This window comes from Methylocaldum sp. (assembly GCF_039794385.1).
GTDB lineage: Bacteria > Pseudomonadota > Gammaproteobacteria > Methylococcales > Methylococcaceae > Methylocaldum.
This window is the reverse complement of sequence record NZ_JBDIVO010000024.1, coordinates 1-23,308: the sequence shown is the minus strand read 5'-3', so window position 1 is coordinate 23,308 and position 23,308 is coordinate 1. Positions and strand designations below refer to the sequence as shown.

The window sequence follows — 23,308 nt, the reverse complement described above, 5'->3', positions numbered from 1 at the left end:
TCCAGTGAATTAGTCTATGTCTCATCAGTCCGAGCTCATCAGTTCCGATATCCACGCCTATCTCGCTCAGCACGAGCGCAAGGAATTATTGCGCTTCTTGACCTGCGGCAATGTCGACGACGGCAAGAGCACCCTGATCGGGCGCCTTTTGCACGATTCGAAAATGATTTACGAGGACCAGCTGGCGGCGATCAAGAAGGACAGCGTCAAATCGGGTACCACCGGCGGCGATATCGACTTGGCGCTGTTGGTCGACGGGCTCCAGGCCGAGCGGGAGCAGGGCATCACCATCGATGTGGCCTACCGGTATTTCTCCACGGCGAAGCGGAAATACATCATCGCCGACACGCCGGGGCACGAGCAGTACACCCGCAACATGGCGACCGGAGCGTCCACCTGCGATTTGGCCATCATTCTGGTCGATGCGCGCCACGGCGTGATGACGCAGACCAAGCGTCACAGCTTTATCGTGTCCCTGCTGGGCATCAGGCACGTGGTCGTAGCCATCAATAAGATGGATCTAGTCGGCTACAGCTCCGATGTATTCGAGCGTATACGCAGCGATTACCTGGCGTTCATCGAAAAACTGGATATTCACGATGTCCGCTTTATCCCGCTGTCGGCTTTGAAGGGGGACAACGTCGTCAGCCGTAGCGAGGAAATGCCCTGGTATCAGGGGCAGGCGCTGATGGAGCTTTTGGACACCATCGAGATCGCCAAGGACCAGAATTTTACGAATCCGCGCTTTCCGGTGCAGTACGTCAATCGACCGAATTTGGATTTCCGCGGTTACAGCGGCACCGTGGCCGCGGGGGTTTTTCGCAAGGGCGATCCGATTACGGTGCTGCCGTCCAAGAAGACCAGCCGCATCAAGTCCATCGTGACTTACGACGGAGAACTGGAAGAAGCATTTCCGCCTCAAGCCGTTACGATCACGCTTACGGATGAAATCGACGTGAGCCGCGGCGACATGCTGGTCCGTTCCGATGACTTGCCGATGCTCGGCACCCGTTTCAAGGCCCATATCGTGTGGATGACCGAGGCGCCTTTGATTCCGGGCCGCCAGTATTATCTGAAGCAGATGACCAAGGTGGTCAACGGCTCGGTTTCTCAGATCCATCACCGCGTCGATATCAATACCTTGGAGCAGCTTCCGGCGGACCAGCTCAAGCTGAACGAAATCGGCTTGTGCGAGGTCTCCCTGAGCGGGCCGATCGCGTTCGATCCTTACAAGGTTTGCAAGGGCACCGGATCGTTCATCGTCATCGATCGCCTGACCAACGTTACCGTCGGCGCCGGCATGATCCTAAGTCAGGCGGACGGCGAATCCGGTTTACGGCGGGTGACGGTTGAAGAGCGGAGCGCGCGTTTCGGACAAAAGGCGGTGACGCTATGGATTACCGGCGAACGCCGGCACGATGTGGCGTATGAACTCGAACGGAAGCTCTTCGATGTCGGGCATGCCAGCACCGTTTTGGATAACGAGGCGCTGGGCGTACAGGTTCAAGCCATTGCAGAGCAGATCAACCATGCCGGACTGATCTGCATCTGTCCTTGCGAAGCAAGCCCGAGTGGCGACGGTTTGAGCGCGCTCCATGTTTCGGCCGATGAAATGGAAGCGGACGAAGTGCTTGCGTTATTGAAGGAAACTCAGGTCCTCGAGTTCTGATCGTCTGACTTGATTTTCCGTTTCCGCCCATTCCGCCATCGCCGCGGAATGGGCATTCCAGTATCGGCCGTTTTCCCTGCGGTAGCTTTCCAGTTTTAGATCATCCTTCCGGTTGCCTACGAGCACGGTAAGTGCGCCTGTCTCGGCGGTATTCAGTACCGGTATGTTCATGTTTCCGTAGCGTTGCAGCACCGCCCGATGAGGAAACCCGTATCGGTTCAGATAGCCTGCGGGAATGAGAGCGTAACGAGGCTTCACGGCAGCCAAAAAGGCGGAGCTTGAAGAGGTTTTACTGCCATGATGGGGGACGACCAGAATGTCGCTGGCTAAAAGATGCCCGTAACGGTCAACCAATAGGCGTTCACCGGTTTTTTCGATGTCGCCGGTCAATAGTGCGCTGCCGCCGGGCCCGCTGATTTTCAATACGCAGGAATTGTCGTTCTCGCGCTCGCTTTTTTCGATGGGCGCGAGCATCTCGAATTTGACGCCGTCCCATTCCCAGGACTGTTCGGCTTTGCAGGTTTCAGTCGAAAATTCCGATAACTTTTCCGGCACGCTGGTATAAGTCCGCCCGACCACAAATCGTCTGAGCAGCGACGGCGCGCCGCCGATGTGGTCGTTGTCGCCGTGACTTACGATCAAGGCGTCGATGCGCTCGATCCCTCGATGGCGGAGATAAGGCTCGATGACGGCGGAGCCGATATCGAACCGGCTCCCGAACCGGGCTCCGGTGTCGAAGATCATGAGGTGTTCGCTAGTCTCGACGGCAACGCCGAGTCCCTGGCCTACATCGAGCAGGGTAAGCAGGAAGCCCGCTTGAGGCGGCCTATCGGGCTGCGCGGTCACGGCCGGAACGGCCAGAACGAGACCGAGCCAGCGCGCCGGAATGCCCTTGGGGGATAGCAGCAGCACGAAGCCGCTCAATGCCAGCGGAATGGTCCAGAACGGCGGTCCGGCATGGGTCCACTGAGCCACCGGCTGTTCGGCAATCCATTGGAGAAAAGGCCACGTCCATTCAAGCAGGCGTGATGCCAGGATCAGCAGCGCTTCGCCCGCCACCGGCAGTATCGGTAACAGCAGTGCGCCGGTCAGGCAAACCGGAATCAGCAGCAAGCCGATCACGGGGACGGCAAACAAGTTGGCAATTGGAGAAATGATCGAAACCTGCTGAAAGAATAACAACAGCAGGGGTGCAAGGCCTAGCGAGGTGGCCCAGTTCACCCGCATCATGGCCCGCCAACCGCTGATTTCGCCTCTTCTGTATGAAACAGCGAAAAGGATTAGAGCGACAGCTGTGAAGGAAAGCCAGAATCCCGCCGAAAGAACCGCCAACGGATCGTAAAGCACCACGGCCAGCAAGGCCGTCGCGAGGACATGAAAACTATTGAGATGCCGCCGGCCGATGACGGCGCCCATGACGATGCCGATCATAATCATGGCGCGTTGAGTGGGAATCGCGAAGTTCGCCAGCGCCGAGTAGAAGAGGGCGGCCGCAAAAGCACAAACGGCCGCAACAGTCGGCGGCGACCAGCGCATGATGCCCAACCTCGACCACATTCGGCGTATGACGAAAAAGACAAATCCTGCGACTAAACCGATATGCGAGCCGGAAATCGCAACCAGGTGAGTCGTGCCCGTGCGCCGAAGCACGTCCCATTGAATGGGCGTAATGTCATCGTCGACTCCCATGACCAGAGCCTTGATGATTCCGGCTGCGGGTTCGTCGTTCAGTGTTGCCGAAAGGCTATCGTAAAGGGCCTGCCTCCAAATTTCGAATGAATACCGGTTGTCTCCCGCATCGAGCCGCCGATTGTCCGGAGACTTCGCGACGTAACCGACCGCGCGGATTCCCTGGGCAAACAGCCATTGTTCGTAGTCGAGACTTCCCGGGTTCAGCATTCCATGCGGCGGCTTGAGCTTTACTCTGAGCTGCCAGCGTTCGCCCGCTTTTGGCGAAACTCCGCGGTCATACCAGCTCAGGCGAACGCGTGACGGCAAACTTAGGTCGTCGGGCTGTAGAGTTTGTTCAATATCGAAGTCGAAACGGAAACCGTGGTCCACGGGCTGGGGAATGGTACGAACGACGCCTTCGACGACGGCCGTTTGTCTCTCAGTTGCAGTCGGAAGACCTTGGTCGAGTCGAATTCCGGCAAAGGCAAGCGCCCAGAGGATGCCGAACGCAAATGCTGCCGGAAAACGCAGCTTATAATAAACGGCTAGACCGAAAGCGGAGCTCAAGAGGACGAAAGCCCAGGCACCGGGCAAAGACGGAAGTTGCTGGACAGCGCTGACCCCGCCGACAAAGCCGATGGCTAGCGGAAGAACCAGCGGGCTGCGGGTTTGTGGATGGAGAATTTCATTCAACTTTGAATTTCAAATCCGTACAATAGCGCGCCTTTTACCTAAAAAAATAGTTCACAATCATCCCAGTTAAGGGCTATGCCTAAAAAGTTTTTTAAGCGCTACTTGCCGGACCCGAAAAAAGTAAAGGAAATTAAATCGCTGGAGTTTTTGGGGGATAAGCTTCACTCGCCGAATTTATGGCATCTGAACCGTCGGTCGGTATCACGGGCTTTTGCCATAGGGCTATGGGCCATGTATACCCCGCCATTGCCCTGGCAACAAATCATCGCCGCGGTTTTGGCGATCTATTTCAATGCCAATTTACCTATCGCCGTGGCCTTGGTCTGGATTACCAATCCGCTGACCTGGGTGCCGATGTATTACTTCGCCTACAAGGTAGGCGCGCTTGTTATGGGACAAGCAGCTTTCGACTTCGATCAGTTCTCGGAACTGTTCACCATAGAAAAAGCATTGGAGTTAGGGGCACCCTTGCTGATTGGTTGCGCCATTCTGATGCACCTCGGGGCCGTCCTAGGCTATTTCGGCATACTTTTCATGTGGCGGCGATCCGTGCGACATCAGGTGGAATTGAGAAAGTTCCGCAATGCGGAATTGAGTACGGCCATTATGGTCCGGGAAAGCTACGCGTCGTACAAGAAGTTCCTGGAACACCGGCACAAGCATCAGAACGATCGATTGATCGGAGCAGCGAAACCTGTCGCGAAGAAAGCAGGCTAATCGTAATGCTGCTTTAGGCGGACGGGTTCGGATGTGTTTTCCGGCTTGACGATCCGTCCGTCTTCCAAATGCAATATCGTATCCATCCGCTGAGCCAAAGACGGATCGTGAGTGACGACTAGGAAACTCACCCCGTTTTCTTGGTTCAGCTCCAGCATGAGTTGATACACCTGTTCCGCGGTTTTTCGATCCAGATTTCCGGTTGGTTCGTCAGCCAAAACGCACTTCGGTTTCGTGACCAGCGCACGGGCGACGGCTGCGCGCTGGCGTTCGCCGCCCGATAATTCTCCGGGTTTATGCTCCAGACGTTTGCCGAGTCCGACCCGCTCCAACATCGACGCTGCGCGCTTTCTTGCTTCATGTATCGGCAGCTTCGCTATCAAAAGCGGCATGGCGACGTTTTCCAGTACCGTGAATTCACCCAGCAGGTGGTGGAATTGATAGACGAATCCAAGCACCCGGTTACGCAGTTGGGCGAGCTTGCGTTCGTTCAGTGTTCCCAGGTCCACGCCGTCCAGTTGGACTTGCCCTCGGGTTGGCGCGTCTAGACCCCCGAGTAAGTGCAAAAGCGTGCTTTTGCCCGAGCCGGACGCTCCCATAATGGCGACCTGCTGTCCCGGTTCGACGGAAAGCGTTATGCCCTGCAACACATCGACGCTCAGATTGCCTTGGGCATAACGCTTGTGCAGATCGCGGCACTGCAGCACCGGCTTATTCATAACGGAGTTCCTCGGCGGGCTTGATGCGAGATGCCTGCCAGGCCGGATAGATCGTCGCCAGGATGGAAAGCAGGAAGGCCATGCCGGTAATCCGGTACACGTCGGACCAGATCAGTTTCGACGGCAGCTCGCTGATGTAGTAAACGTCGGCCGACAGGAAATGAACGCCGAACAACCGCTCGATCGCCGGTACGATGGTTTCCACATTCCACGCCAATAAGACTCCGCCGACACCGCCCAGCAAGGTGCCGAACGTACCGATGACCGTACCGAGCACGATAAATATTCCCATGACTTCGAGTGGAGTCATGCCCTGGGTTCGGAGGATCGCGATATCCGAACGCTTGTCGGTGACCACCATAACTAGTGTGGAGACGATGTTGAAAGCGGCGACCGCGACGATGAGTAGGAGAATGATGAACATTACCCGCTTTTCGGTTTGTATGGCTTTGAAGAAGTTGCTGTGCGACTGCGTCCAGTCGGCAATCTGATAACGCCCATCGAGTTTGGGGCCAAGGTCCCGCGCCACTCGCTGCGCGTAAAATACGTCGTCCAGCTTGAGTCTAAGCCCCGATATGGCGTCATCGAGGCGAAACAGCTTGGCGGCGTCTTCCAGCTGAATCAGCGCCAGATTCCGGTCGTACTCATACATCCCGACCTGGAAAACTCCGACTACCGTAAAGCGCTTGAGGCGCGGCAGAATGCCGGCGGGTGTTGCCGTAAGTTGCGGGGTGATGACGGTCACCTTGTCGCCGGTGAGGACACCCAGATAATCAGCCAGCTCAGAACCGAGAATAATGCCGAATTCGCCGGGTTTGAGCGCTTCGAGGTGGCCTTCCACGATGCGGTTGGCGACCTCGGACACGCGCGGTTCGTAGTCGGTCATGATGCCGCGCAGCATCACGCCGCTAACTCGGCGGTCCGAGTTGAGCATGGCTTGACCTTCGATATAAGGTGCCCAGCCTAGAATACGGGAGTCTTGTTCGAGCGGGGGTTCAAGCGAGCGCCAGTTCCGCAGTTGGCCATCCAAGCCGGAGATGGAGGCATGCGAAGTCATGCCCAGTATGCGTTCGCGAAGTTCCGCTTCGAATCCGTTCATCACTGACAGTACTGTAATCAAGGCGGTGACGCCCAAGGCGATGCCCAGAACCGAAGTGAAGGTAATGAACGAAATGAAGCGCGTGCGCCGCTTAGCCCGCGTATAGCGCAGACCGATGAAAAAGATCAGTGGCTTAAACATGCGCCGATATCGACCGGGCTCCGCAAAAAGTGAGCTTCATGGGGAAAAAGAAGGTTGTCGGGAATCAGAGAGGCGATTGGCCCTTTTGGCAATCCATGCAGATGCCGTAGAGACAGAGCGAATGATCCGTCAGCTTAAAATGTTTCTCGTTTGCTATTTCGTTTTGGCGGCGCTCGATGAACTCGTCGCTGAATTCTTCGACTCGGCCGCACTTGACGCATACGATGTGATCGTGATGCTCGCCGCGGTTTAGCTCGAAGATCGAGTTTCCGCCTTCGAAATGATGGCGTTTGACCAAGCCCGCCGCCTCGAATTGGGTCAGGACTCGGTAAACTGTGGCCAAGCCGATTTCTTCACCCTCGCTGAGCAGCGACTTGTAGACTTCTTCCGCTGTCAGGTGTCGATCCGATCCGCTACGGTTCTCCAGCATCTCTAGAATCTTGACGCGCGGGAGAGTCACTTTAAGCCCGGCGTTTCGTATGTCTTGACTTTCCAAAGCGGCAACCTACGCAGTGTTTTAACTCTGTCGATCGAGTATGATTGGACGTTGGGTCCGATTCTCCGCAATCATAACATGCCGAAGCGTTTCATCGTAATAACCTACTGCCTGACTCTGTTTTTAGCCGGCTGTTCCACCGAAAAGCTTAAAGAGTCCCTACCTGGGGTGTACCGGCTCGACATCCATCAGGGCAATATCGTTTCTCAGCAAATGGTGGATCAACTTCGGCCCGGTATGACCAAGCGGCAAGTGGCATTCATCATGGGTACGCCACTGGTCGTCGATCCTTTCCACGACGATCGCTGGGACTATATCTATTCCAACGAGCCCGGTGGCAAGCAGCGGATGCAGAAGCGGATTACCCTGGTTTTCGACAAGGATGAATTGATCGGGCTTCAGGGTGACTTCCGACCGGGCAACCTTCCCGAGATTGAACCCGGCAAGGATGTGACGATCGATATCCCGAAGATCGAGCGCGAGAAAAGCTTGTGGGAAAAGATCACGGGTTTGTTCCGAAAAGGCGATTAGTAGAGTGCGAGGAGTCTCGGTCCGCGGTTCTACTTCTTCGCTGCCCGCGCGCGCCGAGCTTCTTTGGGGTCGGCGATCAAGGGGCGATAAATCTCCACTCGGTCGCCCGGCTTTATCGGTTGGTCGATGGAGCAGACCTTGCTGAAAATTCCAATCTTGTCCTTTGTCAGGTCGATCTCCGGGAAACGGTCCAGGATACCTGATGCGGCGATGGCGGTTTCCGCTGTCGCATTTTCCGGTACGTTCACGGTGAGAATGACCTGTACATCCGGTTTCGCGTAAGCGACTTCGACTTTCATTTCTTTTGCTGCTTGTCCGATCTTTACCGAATCAAATCACGCCGACGGCGCTAAGGGTGACGAGGGCGACAGCCAAGGGAGAAACGTAGCGAATAGTAAAACGCCAATAGTTATAAGCCGACCCCATTTCGAGCTCCGTTTCCGAGGTCTCGCGCCTCATGATCCAGCCGGCAAATAAGGCAACCAAGATGCCGCCAACGGGCAACATGATATTGGCCGTGAGAAAATCCACGAGCTCGAAGAAATTCTTGCCGAACCAGGTATTTCCGGACCATAGATTGAACGAAAATACGGTTCCGAGCCCAAGTAGCCAGCAGCCTAGTCCGCTCCAAAGACAGGCCTTCTCGCGGCTCATCGCCTGGTTTTCGGACAGCCAGGCCACGGCGGGTTCGATCAAGGCAATCGCGGAAGTAATCGCCGCAAAAAATACGAGAACGAAAAACAATACCCCGAACAGTGAACCGCCGGGCATTTGGCCGAAGGCGATGGGCAGCGTCTGAAAAATCAGGCCGGGGCCCATGGTCGGCTCCAAGTGGTTGGCGAATACGATTGGAAAAATGGCAACACCCGCCAATAAAGCCACTAGGGTGTCCGCGGAGGCGACAAAAATGGTAGACCGCGAAATCGAAACATGATCAGGGAGATATGAGCCGTAGATCATGATTGCGCCCATGCCCAATCCGAGAGAGAAAAAGGCCTGCCCCATCGCGACCAGCACGCTCTCGCCGTTGATGCGGCTGAAATCCGGCTTGAACAGGAACGACATTCCCTGGCCGAATCCGTCGGAACTCATCGCATAACCGTCCAGGAGTATGAGCATGATGAACAAGCCCGGCATCATGAAGCGCGTCGCTCGCTCCAGTCCGCCGCTGACGCCGCGGCTGACGATGAGCATCGTGGCGGCCATGAAGACAGTGTGCCAGATAAACTGAATTTCCGGAGCGCTTTTGAGGTCGTCGAATACCCGTGCGGCGGTTTCGGCGCTGATATGGCTCATGTAGCCGCTGTTCATCTTCAAGATGTAGACCATCGACCAGCCGGCGATGACCGAGTAATAGGACAGAATCAGGAAGCCCGACAACACGCCGAGCCAACCGGCATAGTGCCAGGCAGGATCGGCTTTCGCTTCCTGTGCCAGCGACAACATGGTATTGATAGGATTTTGCCGACCGCGGCGCCCCAGCATGGTCTCTGCGATCATGATCGGAATACCGATGGCAGCGACGCATAAGAGGTAAACCGCGACGAACGCTCCGCCTCCGTTTTCGCCGGCCAGATAGGGAAACTTCCAGATATTCCCGAGGCCTATGGCCGAACCGCTTGCAGCCAGAACGAACGCCAAGCGCGATGACCATTGGTTGTGCAGAAAACGTTGATCGGTCATGTGTTCTCCGAATTATTATGCTGAGCCAATCGAAGGTCCGGGCAACCCGAGGTTGGGGTAAAATAACAAGATTTTTCCATCGAGTCAGGCAATTTAGTTTTAAGTACATGGCCGCAAAGAAAAACAAGGATACAGCCGGAAGTGGCACCATCGCTCTCAACCGGCAAGCCACGCACGAGTATTTCATCGAGGAGCGCTACGAGGCGGGACTAGTCCTGCAAGGGTGGGAGGTGAAAAGCTTGCGTGCGGGAAGAGCACAGCTGAAGGAGAGTTATGTCACGCTGAAAAACGGCGAAGCCTGGCTGCTCGGAGCACATATTTCTCCGCTGGCTTCTGCCTCCACCCATGTCACACCCGATCCCATCCGAACCCGGAAGCTGCTCCTGCATCGTCGAGAATTGAGCAAGCTCATCGGTCATGTGGAACGCAAAGGTTATACTTTAATTCCGCTCGCGCTGTATTGGAAAAGCGGACGTGCCAAGCTGGAAATCGGTTTAGCGAGAGGTAAGAAGCAGCACGATAAGCGTGCCGCCGAAAAGGAAAGGGACTGGCAGCGCGAGAAGCAGCGCGTATTGAAGCAGCGCTGAGACTGAATTTTTGGATCTGGCCTCTCCTGCCCAGCGGGTTGCCTCAGGAGTGAATTTCCGGCTGCCCCGTGCAGATTTGGCAAAAATCACGCATTCAGAAGAATTTGACGATAACGATGCATTGGATTGAGCACAATCACCTCTTGGTCTTGGCTTTATTGGTCTTGGCGACTGGCTTTTCCTTCGCTCATCGAGCGGAGGCCGGTCCTTATGCGGCGCTGGTGGTGGAAGTCGAATCCGAGCGTCCACTGTTCGAGCGGAATGCCGACGAGTTGAGGCATCCGGCATCGCTCACCAAGATGATGACGCTTTATCTGGTCTTCGAAGCTTTGGCTAACGGACGCCTTTCTTCCGATACCCTATTTCGGGCGTCCCGGTTTGCGGTTCTTCGTCCCCCGTCGCGATTGGGGTTGAAATCAGGCGATACGATCACGGTCGAGCAAGGCATATTGGCTTTGGTAACCCGGTCCGCAAATGATGCGGCGGCGGTGATCGCCGAAGGAATGGCCGGTTCCGAGTCCGCGTTCGCGCAGCTGATGACCGAGAAAGCTCGCGAGCTGGGCATGGAGCGCACCGTCTACCGGAATGCGTCCGGCTTGCCCGATCCCAATCAAGTCACGACGGCTTGGGACCAGTTCCGGCTCGGGAAGTCCCTGTACAAACATTTTCCCCAGTACTATCCCTACTTCTCTACGACCCAGTTCCAGTTCGAGGGCCGTAGCTTTCATAATCACAACCATCTCCTGAAAAACTATCCGGGAACGGACGGGATCAAGACCGGGTTCGTCAATGCGTCCGGTTTTAACCTCGTTGCATCGGCGCGGCGAGGCGGTCAACGGCTGATAGGGGTAGTTTTTGGCGGAACCAGCGCTTCGGCGAGGGATGCCCATATGCAGGATATACTCGACTACGGCTTTGCGCAGCTCAACGGATTGGAATACGAGGTGCGTACGGCCTCCTTTGACCAACCGGAACCGCCTGCTTTACTCTCGCGTCCAAAATTGCCTGAACGGTCGGTCGAGAAGTCGGGCGGAAAGAAAAACGTCAAGTTAGCGGGAGGCAACAGGCGCTCCGCCGATGAAGGAGATGGACGCGAGAAATCGGGCACCAATCGTGGAAAGCAGGCCTGGCACATTCGTGTGGGCACATTTTCCGCCGAAAAGCCGGCGGAACAGCGGCTGTCGAAGGCTTTGAAGCTCGCTCCATATCCGCTTCGTCATGCACGTGCAACGGTGACCGCGCGCTCACAGGGCAGAAAAAAGCTCTATCTGGCCATTTTCAACGGAATGACGAAGGAGGACGCAACCGCGGCCTGTCAGGCGCTCAAACGTAAACGCATAGAATGCGTTTCGGGGCGTTCGTCTAGGTGAGTCGACGCCGGTGCTTGTCATATTCGTGAAACGTTAACAGGGCGGGGATGGCTAATTTGAACAAATGCATGGCAGTAGCCGGCATTCTCGCAGTCGGCTGGCTGATTTATTTATTGATGCCCATTTTGACGCCTTTTGTGGCCGGCGCGCTGATAGCCTACCTGAGCGATCCCCTTGCCGACCGTTTGGAAGCGCTCGGACTAAAACGTCAAAATGCCGTCATCGTCGTGTTTGCAGTCATTGTTTTAGTTATCGGTCTAGTGCTTCTGCTGATCATCCCAATGTTAGAGGAGCAGATCAGCCGGTTCATCGATAATCTCCCCGCATACACCCGCTGGTTTAAAACGTCCGTTGTCCCTTGGGTGCAAAAACATTTAGGAGTCCGCATCAAGTTTGTCGATCTGGAACAGGTGGCCGGGGTTTTGAGCGGGCATTGGCAGCAGGCGGGAGGGGTGGCGACCACTGTGCTGTCCTCTTTGTCGCATTCCGGCGCCGTAGTCATCTCGTGGCTGATGAATCTGGTGCTGATTCCGGTGGTCATCTTTTATCTGCTGAGGGACTGGGATGACATAGTCGCCCGTGTCCACGATCTCTTGCCCCGTCGCTGGGCGCCGGTTGTCGTCATATTGGCGGAAGAATCGGATGAAGTGTTGAGTGCCGTGTTTCGAGGTCAGTTTGCGGTCATGGCCGCTCTGGGCACGATTTACAGTATCGGATTATGGCTGGCCGGACTGGACTTGGCGCTTCTTATCGGCATGTTTTCCGGGCTGATCAGTTTCATACCGTATGCGGGTTCCATCTCCGGCGTGGTGGCTGCATCGATAGCGGCGTTGGCACAATTCGGAGATTTGTGGTCGATCGTCCCGGTTTTGGCTGTATTCGGCGTAGGCCAAATGCTTGAGGGCGTTTGGTTAACCCCGTGGCTGATAGGAAATAAGATCGGACTGCATCCCGTCGCGGTCATTTTTGCTGTTCTGGCGGGCGGTCAGCTGTTTGGTTTCCTAGGGGTGTTGCTCGCATTGCCCGTTGCTTCGGTAATCATGGTGATGATTCGGCATATTCATGGCTTTTATAAAATGAGCGATCTGTACGGCGACGACTCTTCTGAGGGAAATTCCGGACAGTTCGGCTGATGAGCCGTGGAAATACGGTTTTCGATGCGCAGGCTTAAATATCATTCATAGCTAATTAAGCCAAATTGGTGTATCATCCTGCGCCGCGGTGTACGGTGATATATCGGATCAGTTCAGGAAAACGGCTTTGGCAAAACAGGGTTTGTTGTCCGATTTGCCTGGTATCCGTGAGAACGAAAAACAGTAGTGTTGGAGGTTATGTAATGATTTTTGCTAAGAAAGCGATGCTTGCTGTGGCGGGTGTGGCGATGCTGGCATCGGCCGCCGTTAACGCGGAGACGATCGAAGTAAAAGGCCAAGGTGTGAAATTCGCGCCCGAGTTTATTCACGCTAAAGTTGGCGATGTTATTTCGTTCCGCAATATGGCGACCCATTTCGTGGAGAGCGTAGAAGGCATGTGGCCGGAAGGGGCTCCGAAAATGCTGTCCGCTATGGGCGCCGATTACGACTATGCCGTCGAGAAAGAGGGTCTGTACGTCTTCAAATGTCCGCCGCACTGGGGTGCTCGCATGGGCGCCGTGATGGTAGTGGGCCAACCGGCTGATCTGGACGCTACGGTAGAAAAATACCTTCAGGTTGCCGATACCGTTAAAGAAGCGAAGCCTGCGAAAGGTCTTCTAACGAAATTCAAAGAGTCTGAGAAGAAATAATTATCCTTTTTCAGTCTCTATTTAAAGGCGCGCCGAGTTCAGCTCTGCGCGCCTTTTTTCGTTTAGGTCTTGTGAGGCGATATTTCTCTATGGGTTGCCGGCCGGTATCCCGTGACGCTAGGGACATTGCCGTCCCGCGAAGATCCGAATTATTCGGGCTTGTTGAAAATGCGGTTAGGCTGAATCAGCGGTGGGTATATGTGGCTCTCAATGCCTCTAGATCCAGTATACGGATATGTTTATGGCGGACCGTAATCAGCCCGGCATCTTCTAGATTCCGCAAGGTACGGCTGACCGTCTCGAGTGCTAATCCCAAAAAATTGCCTATTTCCTGACGAGTAAGGGTGAGATTGAAGTCCACCGGCGAAAAGCCGCGTTTTCGAAGGCGGTCGGACAGATTCAGGATAAACATGGCAACCCGGTCTTCTGCCGCGCGCTTGTTGACAATTACTTGATCCGTTTCCTCGTCCAGCTTGGCGCTGGCATGGCGGAAAAGTTCCCGCAGCAAATTCGGTACTTCGTGGCACAATTGGTCGAGTTGATTGGCGGGAAGTTCGCAGTAGCTCAAGGTTTCGAGCGCGATTGCAGAGCACTTGTGGTGATTCGTGGCCAGTGCGTCGAAACCTAATAGTTCCCCCGGTAACAGCAAGCCGGTGATGTATTCGTAGCCTTGCGCGTCGTAAATGACGGTCTTGGCCGTTCCTCCCTTGATCGCGATGACCCCGCGGAACTTGTCGCCCTCGCGGAAGAGATGCTCGCCTCGTTGTAAGGTTTTCTTACGAGCGACGATGCGGCTGATGCGTTCGATATCCTCCTGGGCTAATCCCCGAGGAATGCACAATGAAGTCAAACTGCAATTTTGACAGGTAACTTGCAGTTTCGTCTTAAGGTCGAGCGAAGGTGTTGTGGTCACGAGTTCGATTGGACGGATAATCAGCCGGGATAAACCGTTTGCAGTTTTTGACGATTGGTAACAAGTCGGAGGCGGATGCTAATAGTTGCTCAAGCCGCGTATTCCATCGCATGAGCGCCCATAATCGCGAGGCGATGGCCTTGCGTCAAGTCATCAAGCGGATAACCAGCGTGTATCGCTAGCGCGGTTGATTCGCTCGCGGTGTTTTATATTAAACATATCATCTCAAATTGGGGAGACCGCCCGATCGAGTTAAACCGCTCAGGAACCGAACCTGTTAAAATTCGCGCGATTTTTGACGTATCGGAATTATGATGAATCCCCCCGACGTAATGACCCCTTACCAACTCGTCGGCGGCGAGAGCGCCGTTCGGGAACTGGTGGAAAGATTTTACGGGTACATGGATGTAATGCCGGAAGCTCTCGATATTCGAGCGATGCATCCTGCGGATTTGGCCGGTTCGAAAGACAAGCTGTTCAAGTTTCTGTCCGGTTGGCTGGGAGGTCCCGATCTTTTTCAGGAGGAGTTCGGGCATCCGCGCCTTCGGATGCGGCATTTTCCGTTTTCTATCGGCACGAAGGAACGGGATCAATGGCTGCTTTGTATGTATAAGGCTCTCGACGATATGCCCCTGGACCCCGCTTTGCGCGAGTCTCTGGCCCGGGCATTCGCGCAGACTGCGACTCACATGATCAACCGGGGCGAGTAACCGCTCATTACACACTGACACGGAACATACCATGAGAATGAGCCCCAAGGCGTTCTTGGACTGGGAGACCAAACGCATCACGCTGCTGGGCATGTCCGGCGTCGGCAAAACGACGCTGGCCAATAGTTTGCCCAAGAAGACGTGGTTCCATTACTCCGGCGACTATCGAATCGGCACCCGGTATTTGGATGAGCCGATTCTCGACAATATCAAGCGGCAAGCCATGGACGTGCCGTTCTTGCGCGATTTGCTGCGTTCCGATTCGATTTATATCCGCAGCAACATCACCGTAGACAACTTGGCGCCGGTTTCGACGTTCCTCGGGAAAATCGGCGATCCGGCGAAGGGCGGACTCACTCCGGCCGAGTTCAAGCGTCGTCAGGCCCTGCACCGGCAGGCCGAAATCGCCGCCATGCGCGACGTGCCGGAATTTATCGAAAAGGTCGACTCTATCTACGGCTACAAGCATTTCATCAATGACGCGGGCGGCAGCGTCTGCGAACTGGAAGATCCGGAAACCATCAGGATTCTCGCCGAGCACACGATTATTCTGTATATCAAGACCACTCCGGAATTGGAGCATCTTCTAATCGAGCGCGCTCAACGCGATCCCAAGCCGCTGTACTATCGGGAAGAGTTTCTGGACCGGCAACTCGCCGAATTCATGGCGGAAAAAGCCTATTCGGCCATCGAGGATATCCCGCCGGACGAATTCGTTTCCTGGGTGTTTCCCCGGCTGTTCCGCGCGCGCTTGCCCAATTACCAGGCCATCGCCGACGAATACGGCTACACCGTCGATGCCAATGAGATTGCGAACGTTCGAGGTGAGAACGATTTCATTCGTCTCATCATGGACGCCTTGGGGCGCTGATCGCGTTAATTCAGTTTCGGAGAGCTTGAAGACATGCCTTTGGTAGCGCACACCGAATTGCCCACGTTCAGGCGCTTGAGGGAGGAGGGGCAGGAAATCCTCTCGGTCGAGCGCGCTCGCCATCAGGACATCCGAGAAATGCATATCGGGCTTCTCAATATGATGCCGGATTCGGCTCTGGAGGCGACCGAGCGGCAATTTTTTCGCCTGGTTGGGGCCGCCAATCCGATCGTGCAGTTTCACATGCATCCGTTCACGATCGAAGGCATACAGCGGAGCGAACAGGCGCAAAACCATATCGACCGCTATTACGAGACCTTCGGGCAAATCAAACGCGATGGGCTCGACGGGCTGATCGTGAGCGGCGCGAACGTCACTCATCCGCATCTTCCTGAGGAGGCGTTCTGGCAACCGTTGACCGAAGTGTTCGACTGGGCGAAGCAGAACGTCACGTCCATTTTATGTTCGTGTCTCGCGACCCATGCGCTGTTTCAGTATTGCCACGGCGTAGAGCGCACTCATTTGGGCTTCAAGCGTTGGGGAGTCTATTCCCACCGAGTGGTCGAGCGGCGCCATCCTTTGGTTGCCGACATCAATACCCGTTTCGACGTGCCTCACTCCCGTTACAATGAAATTTTTCGGGAAGATATGGAAGCTGCCGGGCTTAAAGTTCTGGTTGAAAGCGAGGAGGCGGGCGTCCATCTCGCGGTGAGCCCGGACCTGTTCCGCGTAGTCTATTTCCAAGGGCATCCGGAGTACGACACGATCAGCCTGCTGAAGGAGTACAAGCGCGAAGTGATGCGCCACTACCACGGAGAACGCGAGGATTATCCGCCGTTTCCGGAACATTATTTCAATTTGGACGTGGGCGGTGTACTTAACGAATACGGTCAACATCTCCGAAGCGCCCGGCGCCTTGGCAAAACGCCTCCGGAGTTTCCCGAAGAGGAGGTGATCCGGCATTTGGACAACACTTGGCGGGATACTGCGAAAGCGGTGTTCAACAATTGGTTGGGGTGTATTTACCAAGTCACCGATCAGGACCGCCGTAAACCGTTTATGGACCATATCGATCCCGATAATCCTCTGGGGCTAAGAATATGATTCGGCGTGGCTCTGTGCGGAACCGCGATTAGTCGTTCCGAGTCGTATCTCCGAAACTCGGGACGATGGGGCGCACGTACGGCGAACTCCGGCCGCTCGAAAACTGATCATGGATTATCCAGACTGATGACAGATCAGGCCTATTTATGTCACCTTCTTTGCCCTTAGAACGAGAACAGGAGATAGCCATGTCCGAACCGACCATCCCTCAGAAGGCCCCGTACGCCATGGATCTAGCGCCGGGTAAATACTGGTGGTGTGCCTGCGGGCGATCCGCCAAGCAACCGTTTTGCGATGGTTCCCATAAGGGAACGGAGTTTTCGCCAGTAGTTTTCGAACTTGCCGAGGCAAAGAAAGTCTGGCTCTGCGGCTGCAAGCATACCGATAAGCAACCCATGTGCGACGGAACCCACAGCCGATTGTGAAGACTCCGAAGGGCGGGGCGTCGACCGGACGGTTGACTGACCCTCATAGACAGCAGATGCCCATTTTTCGTAAAATCCCCGTTAAATTAGCGATATCCACGAATAACAGCAACGGGACGGACCATATGGTCCCTCCCGTTTTGCATGTCTAAGGTGACACAAATTGAACACGCTCGCATTGCTGGCCTTGGAAGACGGCACCGTTTTTCGGGGTATATCCATCGGAGCAGAAGATTGTTCCGTCGGTGAAGTGGTTTTCAACACGTCCATAACCGGCTACCAGGAAATCCTGACGGACCCATCCTATGCCCGCCAAATCGTAACGCTCACGTATCCGCACATCGGTAACGTCGGCATCAACCGTGAAGACGTGGAGTCGGGGGGCGTGTATGCCAGCGGACTGGTTGTTCGCGACGTGCCGACGCGCTTGAGCAATTGGCGGGCCGACAAGGGTCTCCCGGAGTATCTGAAAGAAAATAGGGTGGTTGGCATTGCCGGAATCGACACACGGAAACTGACCCGCACTCTTCGCGACAAGGGAGCCCAGCGCGGTTGCCTTATCGCCGGTAAAGAGATCGACCCGGATTATGCCGTCGCCAAAGCGCGGGAATTTCCGGGGCTGCAAGGCATGGACCTGGCCAAGGAGGTCACCGCACGACAAAGCTATGCGTGGTCGGAAACGTCCTGGCAGCTCGGGCAGGGATACGGCGAACTCGATCAGAATCGCTTCCATGTGGTCGCATATGATTTCGGCGTCAAACGCAATATTCTTCGCCTTCTCGCCGACAGGGGTTGCCGCTTGACGGTAGTTCCGGCCACGGCATCGGCCCGTGAGGTTCTGGCATTGAACCCGGACGGAATCTTCTTATCGAACGGACCGGGCGATCCCGAGCCCTGCGATTACGCCATCCAAGCAATCCGGGAGTTTCTGGACATCCAGATTCCGGTATTCGGTATATGTCTCGGCCATCAGTTGTTAGCTTTGGCAAGCGGCGCGAGGACGATGAAGATGAAGTTCGGTCACCACGGCGCCAACCACCCCGTTCAGGAACTGGATACCGGTCGCGTATTGATCACGAGCCAAAATCACGGCTTCGCCGTGGACGAACGGAGTCTTCCAGGAAACGTGCGGCCGACTTACCGTTCGCTCTTCGACGGCAGCTTGCAAGGTATCGAGCTGGCCGATCGCCCGGCCTTCAGTTTTCAAGGCCATCCCGAGGCCAGTCCCGGACCGCACGACCTGACGCCGTTGTTCGACCGCTTTATCGAAAGCATGGCCTGTCGCCAGGACGGCCGGTCCGCACGCACGGTACCCGCAGGTTGAGTTTTTTCGCACAGTCCGGAACGGCTTTCGCTCAGACATAGATCAACGATACAACGCTTCATGCCTAAAAGAACCGACATTCAGTCCATCCTTTTACTCGGCGCCGGTCCCATCGTCATCGGGCAGGCCTGCGAGTTCGACTATTCCGGCGCACAGGCGTGCAAGGCACTAAAGGAAGAGGGCTACCGGGTGATCCTGGTCAACTCCAACCCGGCCACCATCATGACCGATCCGGAGATGGCCGATGCCACCTACATCGAGCCTATAGACTGGCAGACCGTCGCCAAAATCATCGAGAAGGAGCGGCCGGACGCACTGTTGCCGACCATGGGCGGACAGACCGCGCTGAATTGCGCGCTCGATCTGGACCGTAACGGGGTGCTGGAGAAATTCGGCGTACAGATGATCGGAGCCTCCAAGGAAGCCATCGACAAGGCCGAAGACCGGGAAAAATTCAAGCAGGCCATGACCAAGATCGGTCTGGGCTCGGCCCGTTCCGGCGTTGCCCACAGCCTGGAAGAAGCGCTCGCCTGTCTGGACGAAATCGGCTTTCCGGCCATCATCCGTCCTTCATTCACGCTGGGCGGTTCGGGCGGCGGCATCGCCTACAACCGACAGGAATTCGTCGAAATTTGCGAACGCGGCCTGGAACTTTCGCCGACCCACGAGCTTCTCATCGAGGAATCGGTGCTGGGCTGGAAAGAGTTCGAGATGGAAGTGGTGCGCGACCGCAAGGACAACTGCATCATCATCTGCTCCATCGAGAATCTGGATCCCATGGGAGTCCATACCGGCGACTCCATCACCGTCGCCCCGGCGCAGACCCTGACGGACAAGGAATACCAGATCATGCGCGACGCCTCCATCGCGGTGCTGCGCGAGATCGGAGTCGACACCGGCGGTTCCAACGTACAGTTCGCGATTAACCCCAAGGACGGGCGTATGATCGTCATCGAGATGAATCCCCGCGTGAGCCGTTCCTCGGCCCTGGCGTCCAAGGCGACCGGATTCCCGATCGCCAAGGTTGCTGCCAAACTGGCGGTCGGCTATACGCTGGACGAACTCAGGAACGAGATCACCGGAGGCGCGACGCCGGCCTCGTTCGAGCCGACCATCGATTACGTGGTCACCAAGGTGCCCCGGTTCGCGTTCGAAAAGTTTCCGCAGGCGGACGATCGGCTGACGACCCAAATGAAGTCGGTCGGCGAGGCCATGGCCATAGGCCGCACCTTCCAGGAGTCTCTGCAAAAAGCCCTGCGCAGCCTGGAAACCGGCGTGGACGGTCTGGTCGGAAAGCTCGACGTTTCCGCCGAGGATGCCGGCAATATTCTTCTTCGGGAGCTTCGTCATCCCGGACCCGAGCGCATCTTCTATATCGCCGACGCTTTCCGGGCGGGATGGATGTTGGACGAGGTGCATGCCCATTGCCGCGTCGACCCGTGGTTCCTGGCCCAGATCGAGGAGTTGGTGCAGGAAGAAATGGGACTGGCGAAGCGCACCTTGGCCACGCTGTCTTCGGAAGAACTGTTCGCTTTAAAACGCAAAGGGTTCGCCGATTCGCGTCTCGCGGCGCTGTTGGGCAGCGCCGAGTCGGAAGTCCGGGCCGTGCGCCACAAGCATGGCATCCGTCCGGTTTACAAGCGCATCGATTCTTGTGCGGCGGAGTTCGCCACGGCAACGGCCTACCTTTATTCCACTTATGAGGAAGAATGCGAGGCGAATCCTACCGAGCGGAAGAAAATCATCGTTTTGGGCGGCGGACCCAATCGCATCGGTCAGGGCATCGAATTCGACTACTGCTGCGTGCACGCCGCGATGGCGCTGCGTGAAGATGGTTACGAAACCATCATGATCAACTGCAACCCGGAAACGGTCTCCACCGACTTCGACACGTCCGACCGGCTCTATTTCGAACCGCTCACGCTGGAAGACGTGCTGGAGATCATTGATCTGGAAAAACCAGCCGGGGTCATCGTCCAGTACGGTGGCCAGACGCCGCTGAAGCTGGCGCGGGCGCTGGAGGCGGCCGATGCGCCCATTATCGGCACGTCGCCCGATTCCATCGACCTGGCGGAAGACCGGGAGCGTTTCCAAAAGCTGGTCGATCGCCTAAATCTCAAACAGCCGCCCAACCGCACCGCGCGTTCCCTGGACGAAGCCATGCGCTGCGCGAACGAAATCGGCTATCCGCTGGTGGTTCGGCCCTCTTATGTATTGGGCGGGCGGGCCATGGAAATCGTGTTCAACGACGAGGACCTGGGGCGCTACATGCGCGAGGCGGTGAGCGTTTCCAACGAGTCGCCGGTGCTGTTGGACCGGTTCCTGGACGATGCCATCGAAATGGACGTCGACGCCATATGCGACGGAAAACGAGTCCTGATCGGCGGACTGATGCAGCATATCGAGCAGGCGGGCGTGCATTCCGGCGATTCGGCGTGCTCGATTCCGCCGTATGATTTGAGCCCCGAGCTTCAGACTCGGGTGCGCGAACAGGTTCGTCAGCTTGCCGAGGCCCTGGGCGTTGTGGGGCTCATGAACACCCAGTTCGCCATCAAGGGCGAAGAAATTTTCATTCTGGAAGTCAATCCGCGCGCTTCGCGTACCGTTCCGTTCGTATCCAAGGCCACCGGCTATCCGCTGGCCAAGATCGCGGCCCGCTGTATGGTGGGAAAAAGTCTGGACGAACAAGGCATCTTTGAGGAACGCATCCCCGAGTATTACTCGGTCAAAGAGGCGGTGTTTCCCTTCATCAAATTCCCCGGCGTGGACCCGCTGCTCGGCCCGGAAATGAAGTCCACCGGCGAAGTGATGGGCGTGGGAGTCACGTTCGGCGAGGCTTACGCCAAAGCGCAGCGCGCCGCCAGCGTAAAACTGGCCCACAGCGGCAATGTGCTGATCAGTGTGAGGGAGAGCGACAAGTCCAAGGTCATCCCGATAGCCCGAGATCTTCTGGCCAAAGGTTTCCGATTAGTGGCCACGCGCGGATCGGCGAGAGTGCTAGAAGACGCCGGCATACCTTGCATCACCGTGAACAAGGTTTACGAGGGGCGGCCGCATATCGTGGATATGATCAAGAACGACGAACTCCAGTTCATCATCAACACGACCGAAGGCAAGAAAGCCATTGCCGATTCATTCACCATTCGGCGCCAGGCACTGCAACAGCAGATTACCTACACGACTACTATTTCCGGTGCCCGTGCCACCTGTTCCGCCCTTAGCGAACTGGATGCCGGCGATGTCAATCGCCTACAGGATTTGCACCAGGAATTCTGCAAAGTGTGACTTTTGAGGAAACGCAACTATGAATAAAGTTCCACTGACCGCCCGTGGGGCAGAAAAGCTGCGCGAAGAGCTTAACCACCTTAAGACAGTCATGCGCCCGAGGATTATCGAAGCCATCGCCGAGGCTCGGTCGCACGGCGATTTGAAGGAAAACGCGGAATATCACGCGGCGCGCGAGCAACAGGGATTTACCGAAGGCCGGATCAAGGAAATCGAGGCCAAGTTGGCGCACGCTCAAATCATCGATGTGACGACGCTCAATGCCGGGGGCAAGGTGGTTTTTGGGGCCACGGTCGAGCTTGAAGACATGGGCAGCGGCGATTCGGTGACTTACCAAATCGTCGGCGAGGATGAAGCCAATATCAAGGAAGGACTGATCTCCATCACCTCGCCCATCGCCCGGGCGCTGATCGGCAAGCGGGAGGGCGATGTCGCGACGGTACAGGCGCCGGGTGGCGTAAGGGAATTCGAAGTTTGCTCGGTCAAATATATTTAGTTATTTCTTGTCAGGATTTTGCCGATAAAGCGTGATGATATGGCCGATCGATTGAATCAATTCGGCGCCCAGTTCTCCGCAGATCTGGGCGGTCATCTCGCGGCGTTCTTCTCGGTCGGCGGCGTTCACCCGCACCTTGATCAATTCATGATGGTCCAAGGCTAAACCGATCTCGTTCAATACGGCGGGTGTGATTCCCGCCTGGCCGGTGATGACGACGGGTTTCAGGGAATGGGCCTTGGCACGCAAGAATTTCTTATAATCAGATTTCAACTCGGATTTCCTCGGGAACTGGGATTCAATTTGGCCGTACATTAGATTATGCCGCGTAGTCGAAGCAGCCGTCGTTGGCTGGCCGAACACTTTTCCGACGAATATGTAAAACAAGCCCAAGCGCTTGGCTACCGCTCACGGGCGGTGTTTAAGCTGAAAGAATTGGACGAGCGGGAGCACTTGTTCAAGCCGGGCATGGTGGTGCTGGACTTGGGAGCCGCGCCGGGCGGTTGGTCCCAGTACGCAGCGGAGCGGATCGGAAAAAGCGGCGAAATTATAGCGCTTGATCTTCTGCCGATGGAAGCGATTCCGGGTGTGACCGCAATTCAGGGCGATTTTCGGGAAGAATCCGTATTGGAGCAGTTGCAGGCGAAACTGGAGGGCCGGCCGGTCGACCTGATCTTGTCCGATATGGCGCCCAACATGAGCGGCGCACGCGTTGTGGATCAGGCAAGAGCGATGTATCTCGCCGAATTGGCTCTCGATACCGCCGAACAGCTCCTCAAGCCCGGCGGGAGCTTCGTGGCCAAGCTGTTCCAAGGACCCGACTTCGACGACTTCGTGCGGAAATCCCGCCAGATGTTCGGCAAGGTGTCGGTGCGAAAACCCAAAGCTTCGCGGGATCGAAGCCCCGAAGTCTATTTGGTGGCCAAGTCGAGAAAATCGTAGATTAACCCGCATTTCTCACTCTCCTCCAATCGCAAACGTCGCTTTAGTCGCGACCTTCCAATCGCAAACGGGCCTTTAG

At 56.1% G+C, this 23,308-nt stretch carries 23 protein-coding genes; 15 read left to right on the top strand and 8 right to left on the bottom strand.

Features of this window, described 5'->3' with window-relative positions; translation table 11 throughout:
• The first annotated feature begins 16 nt into the window (after positions 1 to 16).
• Complete coding sequence (gene cysN / locus ABJK70_RS04045) at positions 17 to 1,669, top strand: sulfate adenylyltransferase subunit CysN (RefSeq protein WP_347257432.1); 1,653 nt, start codon at positions 17 to 19, stop codon at positions 1,667 to 1,669.
• Here cysN and ABJK70_RS04040 read toward each other — a convergent pair.
• Entirely contained in the window at positions 1,637 to 4,033 is a 2,397-nt protein-coding gene (locus tag ABJK70_RS04040; RefSeq protein WP_156879403.1) for a DNA internalization-related competence protein ComEC/Rec2, read from the bottom strand. The genes cysN and ABJK70_RS04040 overlap by 33 nt on opposite strands.
• A 75-nt stretch (positions 4,034 to 4,108) precedes the next feature.
• Between ABJK70_RS04040 and ABJK70_RS04035 the strand changes: the two genes are divergently transcribed.
• Positions 4,109 to 4,750, top strand: a complete 642-nt coding sequence (locus ABJK70_RS04035) for a DUF2062 domain-containing protein (protein ID WP_077729890.1) — start codon at positions 4,109 to 4,111, stop codon at positions 4,748 to 4,750.
• On the opposite strand, the gene lolD is transcribed toward ABJK70_RS04035, so the two are convergent.
• The 3 genes from lolD to fur form a co-directional block, all read right to left on the bottom strand.
• Positions 4,747 to 5,469 (bottom strand): lipoprotein-releasing ABC transporter ATP-binding protein LolD, encoded by a 723-nt coding sequence (lolD, locus tag ABJK70_RS04030; RefSeq protein ID WP_133718668.1) that lies wholly within the window; start codon positions 5,467 to 5,469, stop codon positions 4,747 to 4,749. The genes ABJK70_RS04035 and lolD overlap by 4 nt on opposite strands.
• A complete protein-coding gene (locus tag ABJK70_RS04025) occupies positions 5,462 to 6,709 on the bottom strand; it encodes a lipoprotein-releasing ABC transporter permease subunit (RefSeq protein WP_077729888.1) in 1,248 nt (415 codons plus the stop codon). The genes lolD and ABJK70_RS04025 overlap by 8 nt, the downstream gene beginning before the upstream one ends.
• A gap of 64 nt (positions 6,710 to 6,773) precedes the next feature.
• Positions 6,774 to 7,205, bottom strand: a complete 432-nt coding sequence (gene fur / locus ABJK70_RS04020) for a ferric iron uptake transcriptional regulator (RefSeq protein WP_077729887.1) — start codon at positions 7,203 to 7,205, stop codon at positions 6,774 to 6,776.
• A gap of 78 nt (positions 7,206 to 7,283) precedes the next feature.
• On the opposite strand from fur, the gene ABJK70_RS04015 reads away from it, so the two are divergent.
• Positions 7,284 to 7,736 carry an outer membrane protein assembly factor BamE gene (locus ABJK70_RS04015; protein WP_086135079.1) on the top strand — a complete coding sequence of 151 codons (453 nt, stop codon included), beginning with the start codon at positions 7,284 to 7,286 and terminating at the stop codon, positions 7,734 to 7,736.
• 29 nt (positions 7,737 to 7,765) lie between these two features.
• On the opposite strand, the gene ABJK70_RS04010 is transcribed toward ABJK70_RS04015, so the two are convergent.
• Together ABJK70_RS04010 and ABJK70_RS04005 are read right to left on the bottom strand one after the other, a co-directional pair.
• A complete protein-coding gene (locus ABJK70_RS04010; RefSeq protein ID WP_077729886.1) occupies positions 7,766 to 8,035 on the bottom strand; it encodes an RnfH family protein in 270 nt (89 codons plus the stop codon).
• 31 nt (positions 8,036 to 8,066) lie between these two features.
• Positions 8,067 to 9,419, bottom strand: a complete 1,353-nt coding sequence (locus ABJK70_RS04005) for a sodium-dependent transporter (RefSeq protein WP_156879404.1) — start codon at positions 9,417 to 9,419, stop codon at positions 8,067 to 8,069.
• Positions 9,420 to 9,526: 107 nt separating this feature from the next.
• Between ABJK70_RS04005 and smpB the strand changes: the two genes are divergently transcribed.
• From smpB to ABJK70_RS03985, 4 genes are all read left to right on the top strand, one after another.
• On the top strand, positions 9,527 to 10,006 hold the full coding sequence (smpB, locus tag ABJK70_RS04000; RefSeq protein WP_086135021.1) for an SsrA-binding protein SmpB: 480 nt from the start codon (positions 9,527 to 9,529) through the stop codon (positions 10,004 to 10,006).
• A gap of 116 nt (positions 10,007 to 10,122) precedes the next feature.
• Positions 10,123 to 11,376, top strand: coding sequence for a D-alanyl-D-alanine carboxypeptidase (locus ABJK70_RS03995; RefSeq protein ID WP_077729883.1), 1,254 nt, complete (start codon positions 10,123 to 10,125; stop codon positions 11,374 to 11,376).
• 47 nt (positions 11,377 to 11,423) lie between these two features.
• Positions 11,424 to 12,509: an AI-2E family transporter gene (locus ABJK70_RS03990; RefSeq protein ID WP_077729882.1), complete on the top strand. Its 1,086-nt coding sequence runs from the start codon at positions 11,424 to 11,426 to the stop codon at positions 12,507 to 12,509.
• A 203-nt stretch (positions 12,510 to 12,712) separates the two neighbouring features.
• Entirely contained in the window at positions 12,713 to 13,159 is a 447-nt protein-coding gene (locus ABJK70_RS03985; RefSeq protein ID WP_077729881.1) for a plastocyanin/azurin family copper-binding protein, read from the top strand.
• Between the two features lie 184 nt (positions 13,160 to 13,343).
• Here the strand turns inward: ABJK70_RS03985 and ABJK70_RS03980 are convergent, their stop codons facing one another.
• Positions 13,344 to 14,009 (bottom strand): helix-turn-helix domain-containing protein, encoded by a 666-nt coding sequence (locus tag ABJK70_RS03980; RefSeq protein WP_240502472.1) that lies wholly within the window; start codon positions 14,007 to 14,009, stop codon positions 13,344 to 13,346.
• Between the two features lie 377 nt (positions 14,010 to 14,386).
• Between ABJK70_RS03980 and ABJK70_RS03975 the strand changes: the two genes are divergently transcribed.
• From ABJK70_RS03975 to greA, 7 genes are all read left to right on the top strand, one after another.
• On the top strand, positions 14,387 to 14,782 hold the full coding sequence (locus ABJK70_RS03975; protein WP_077729879.1) for a group II truncated hemoglobin: 396 nt from the start codon (positions 14,387 to 14,389) through the stop codon (positions 14,780 to 14,782).
• 31 nt (positions 14,783 to 14,813) lie between these two features.
• A complete protein-coding gene (locus ABJK70_RS03970; protein ID WP_086135023.1) occupies positions 14,814 to 15,653 on the top strand; it encodes an ATPase in 840 nt (279 codons plus the stop codon).
• Positions 15,654 to 15,686: 33 nt separating this feature from the next.
• Positions 15,687 to 16,757: a homoserine O-succinyltransferase gene (locus ABJK70_RS03965; protein ID WP_086135024.1), complete on the top strand. Its 1,071-nt coding sequence runs from the start codon at positions 15,687 to 15,689 to the stop codon at positions 16,755 to 16,757.
• Positions 16,758 to 16,945: 188 nt separating this feature from the next.
• Positions 16,946 to 17,182, top strand: a complete 237-nt coding sequence (locus tag ABJK70_RS03960) for a CDGSH iron-sulfur domain-containing protein (protein ID WP_077729876.1) — start codon at positions 16,946 to 16,948, stop codon at positions 17,180 to 17,182.
• A 163-nt stretch (positions 17,183 to 17,345) separates the two neighbouring features.
• Entirely contained in the window at positions 17,346 to 18,506 is a 1,161-nt protein-coding gene (gene carA / locus ABJK70_RS03955) for a glutamine-hydrolyzing carbamoyl-phosphate synthase small subunit (protein WP_347257431.1), read from the top strand.
• Between the two features lie 60 nt (positions 18,507 to 18,566).
• Positions 18,567 to 21,791: a carbamoyl-phosphate synthase large subunit gene (gene carB, locus ABJK70_RS03950; RefSeq protein WP_086135026.1), complete on the top strand. Its 3,225-nt coding sequence runs from the start codon at positions 18,567 to 18,569 to the stop codon at positions 21,789 to 21,791.
• A gap of 19 nt (positions 21,792 to 21,810) precedes the next feature.
• Positions 21,811 to 22,287 carry a transcription elongation factor GreA gene (gene greA / locus ABJK70_RS03945; RefSeq protein WP_077729873.1) on the top strand — a complete coding sequence of 159 codons (477 nt, stop codon included), beginning with the start codon at positions 21,811 to 21,813 and terminating at the stop codon, positions 22,285 to 22,287.
• Here greA and yhbY read toward each other — a convergent pair whose 3' ends face one another.
• The gene (gene yhbY, locus ABJK70_RS03940; protein WP_240502471.1) at positions 22,288 to 22,560 is read right to left on the bottom strand and encodes a ribosome assembly RNA-binding protein YhbY; all 273 of its coding nucleotides are present in this window, start codon (positions 22,558 to 22,560) and stop codon (positions 22,288 to 22,290) included.
• Between the two features lie 45 nt (positions 22,561 to 22,605).
• Between yhbY and rlmE the strand changes: the two genes are divergently transcribed.
• Positions 22,606 to 23,229: a 23S rRNA (uridine(2552)-2'-O)-methyltransferase RlmE gene (gene rlmE, locus ABJK70_RS03935; protein ID WP_240502477.1), complete on the top strand. Its 624-nt coding sequence runs from the start codon at positions 22,606 to 22,608 to the stop codon at positions 23,227 to 23,229.
• The last annotated feature ends 79 nt before the right edge of the window (positions 23,230 to 23,308 follow it).

Coding starts and splice junctions, on each gene's coding strand:
- cysN (WP_347257432.1), top strand. CDS start 17: ATGTCTCATCAGTCCGAGCTCATCAGTTCCGATATCCACGCCTATCTC.
- ABJK70_RS04035 (WP_077729890.1), top strand. CDS start 4,109: ATGCCTAAAAAGTTTTTTAAGCGCTACTTGCCGGACCCGAAAAAAGTA.
- lolD (WP_133718668.1), bottom strand. CDS start 5,469: ATGAATAAGCCGGTGCTGCAGTGCCGCGATCTGCACAAGCGTTATGCC.
- ABJK70_RS04025 (WP_077729888.1), bottom strand. CDS start 6,709: ATGTTTAAGCCACTGATCTTTTTCATCGGTCTGCGCTATACGCGGGCT.
- ABJK70_RS04015 (WP_086135079.1), top strand. CDS start 7,284: ATGCCGAAGCGTTTCATCGTAATAACCTACTGCCTGACTCTGTTTTTA.
- ABJK70_RS04010 (WP_077729886.1), bottom strand. CDS start 8,035: ATGAAAGTCGAAGTCGCTTACGCGAAACCGGATGTACAGGTCATTCTC.
- ABJK70_RS04005 (WP_156879404.1), bottom strand. CDS start 9,419: ATGACCGATCAACGTTTTCTGCACAACCAATGGTCATCGCGCTTGGCG.
- smpB (WP_086135021.1), top strand. CDS start 9,527: ATGGCCGCAAAGAAAAACAAGGATACAGCCGGAAGTGGCACCATCGCT.
- ABJK70_RS03995 (WP_077729883.1), top strand. CDS start 10,123: ATGCATTGGATTGAGCACAATCACCTCTTGGTCTTGGCTTTATTGGTC.
- ABJK70_RS03990 (WP_077729882.1), top strand. CDS start 11,424: ATGGCTAATTTGAACAAATGCATGGCAGTAGCCGGCATTCTCGCAGTC.
- ABJK70_RS03985 (WP_077729881.1), top strand. CDS start 12,713: ATGATTTTTGCTAAGAAAGCGATGCTTGCTGTGGCGGGTGTGGCGATG.
- ABJK70_RS03975 (WP_077729879.1), top strand. CDS start 14,387: ATGAATCCCCCCGACGTAATGACCCCTTACCAACTCGTCGGCGGCGAG.
- ABJK70_RS03970 (WP_086135023.1), top strand. CDS start 14,814: ATGAGAATGAGCCCCAAGGCGTTCTTGGACTGGGAGACCAAACGCATC.
- ABJK70_RS03965 (WP_086135024.1), top strand. CDS start 15,687: ATGCCTTTGGTAGCGCACACCGAATTGCCCACGTTCAGGCGCTTGAGG.
- ABJK70_RS03960 (WP_077729876.1), top strand. CDS start 16,946: ATGTCCGAACCGACCATCCCTCAGAAGGCCCCGTACGCCATGGATCTA.
- carB (WP_086135026.1), top strand. CDS start 18,567: ATGCCTAAAAGAACCGACATTCAGTCCATCCTTTTACTCGGCGCCGGT.
- greA (WP_077729873.1), top strand. CDS start 21,811: ATGAATAAAGTTCCACTGACCGCCCGTGGGGCAGAAAAGCTGCGCGAA.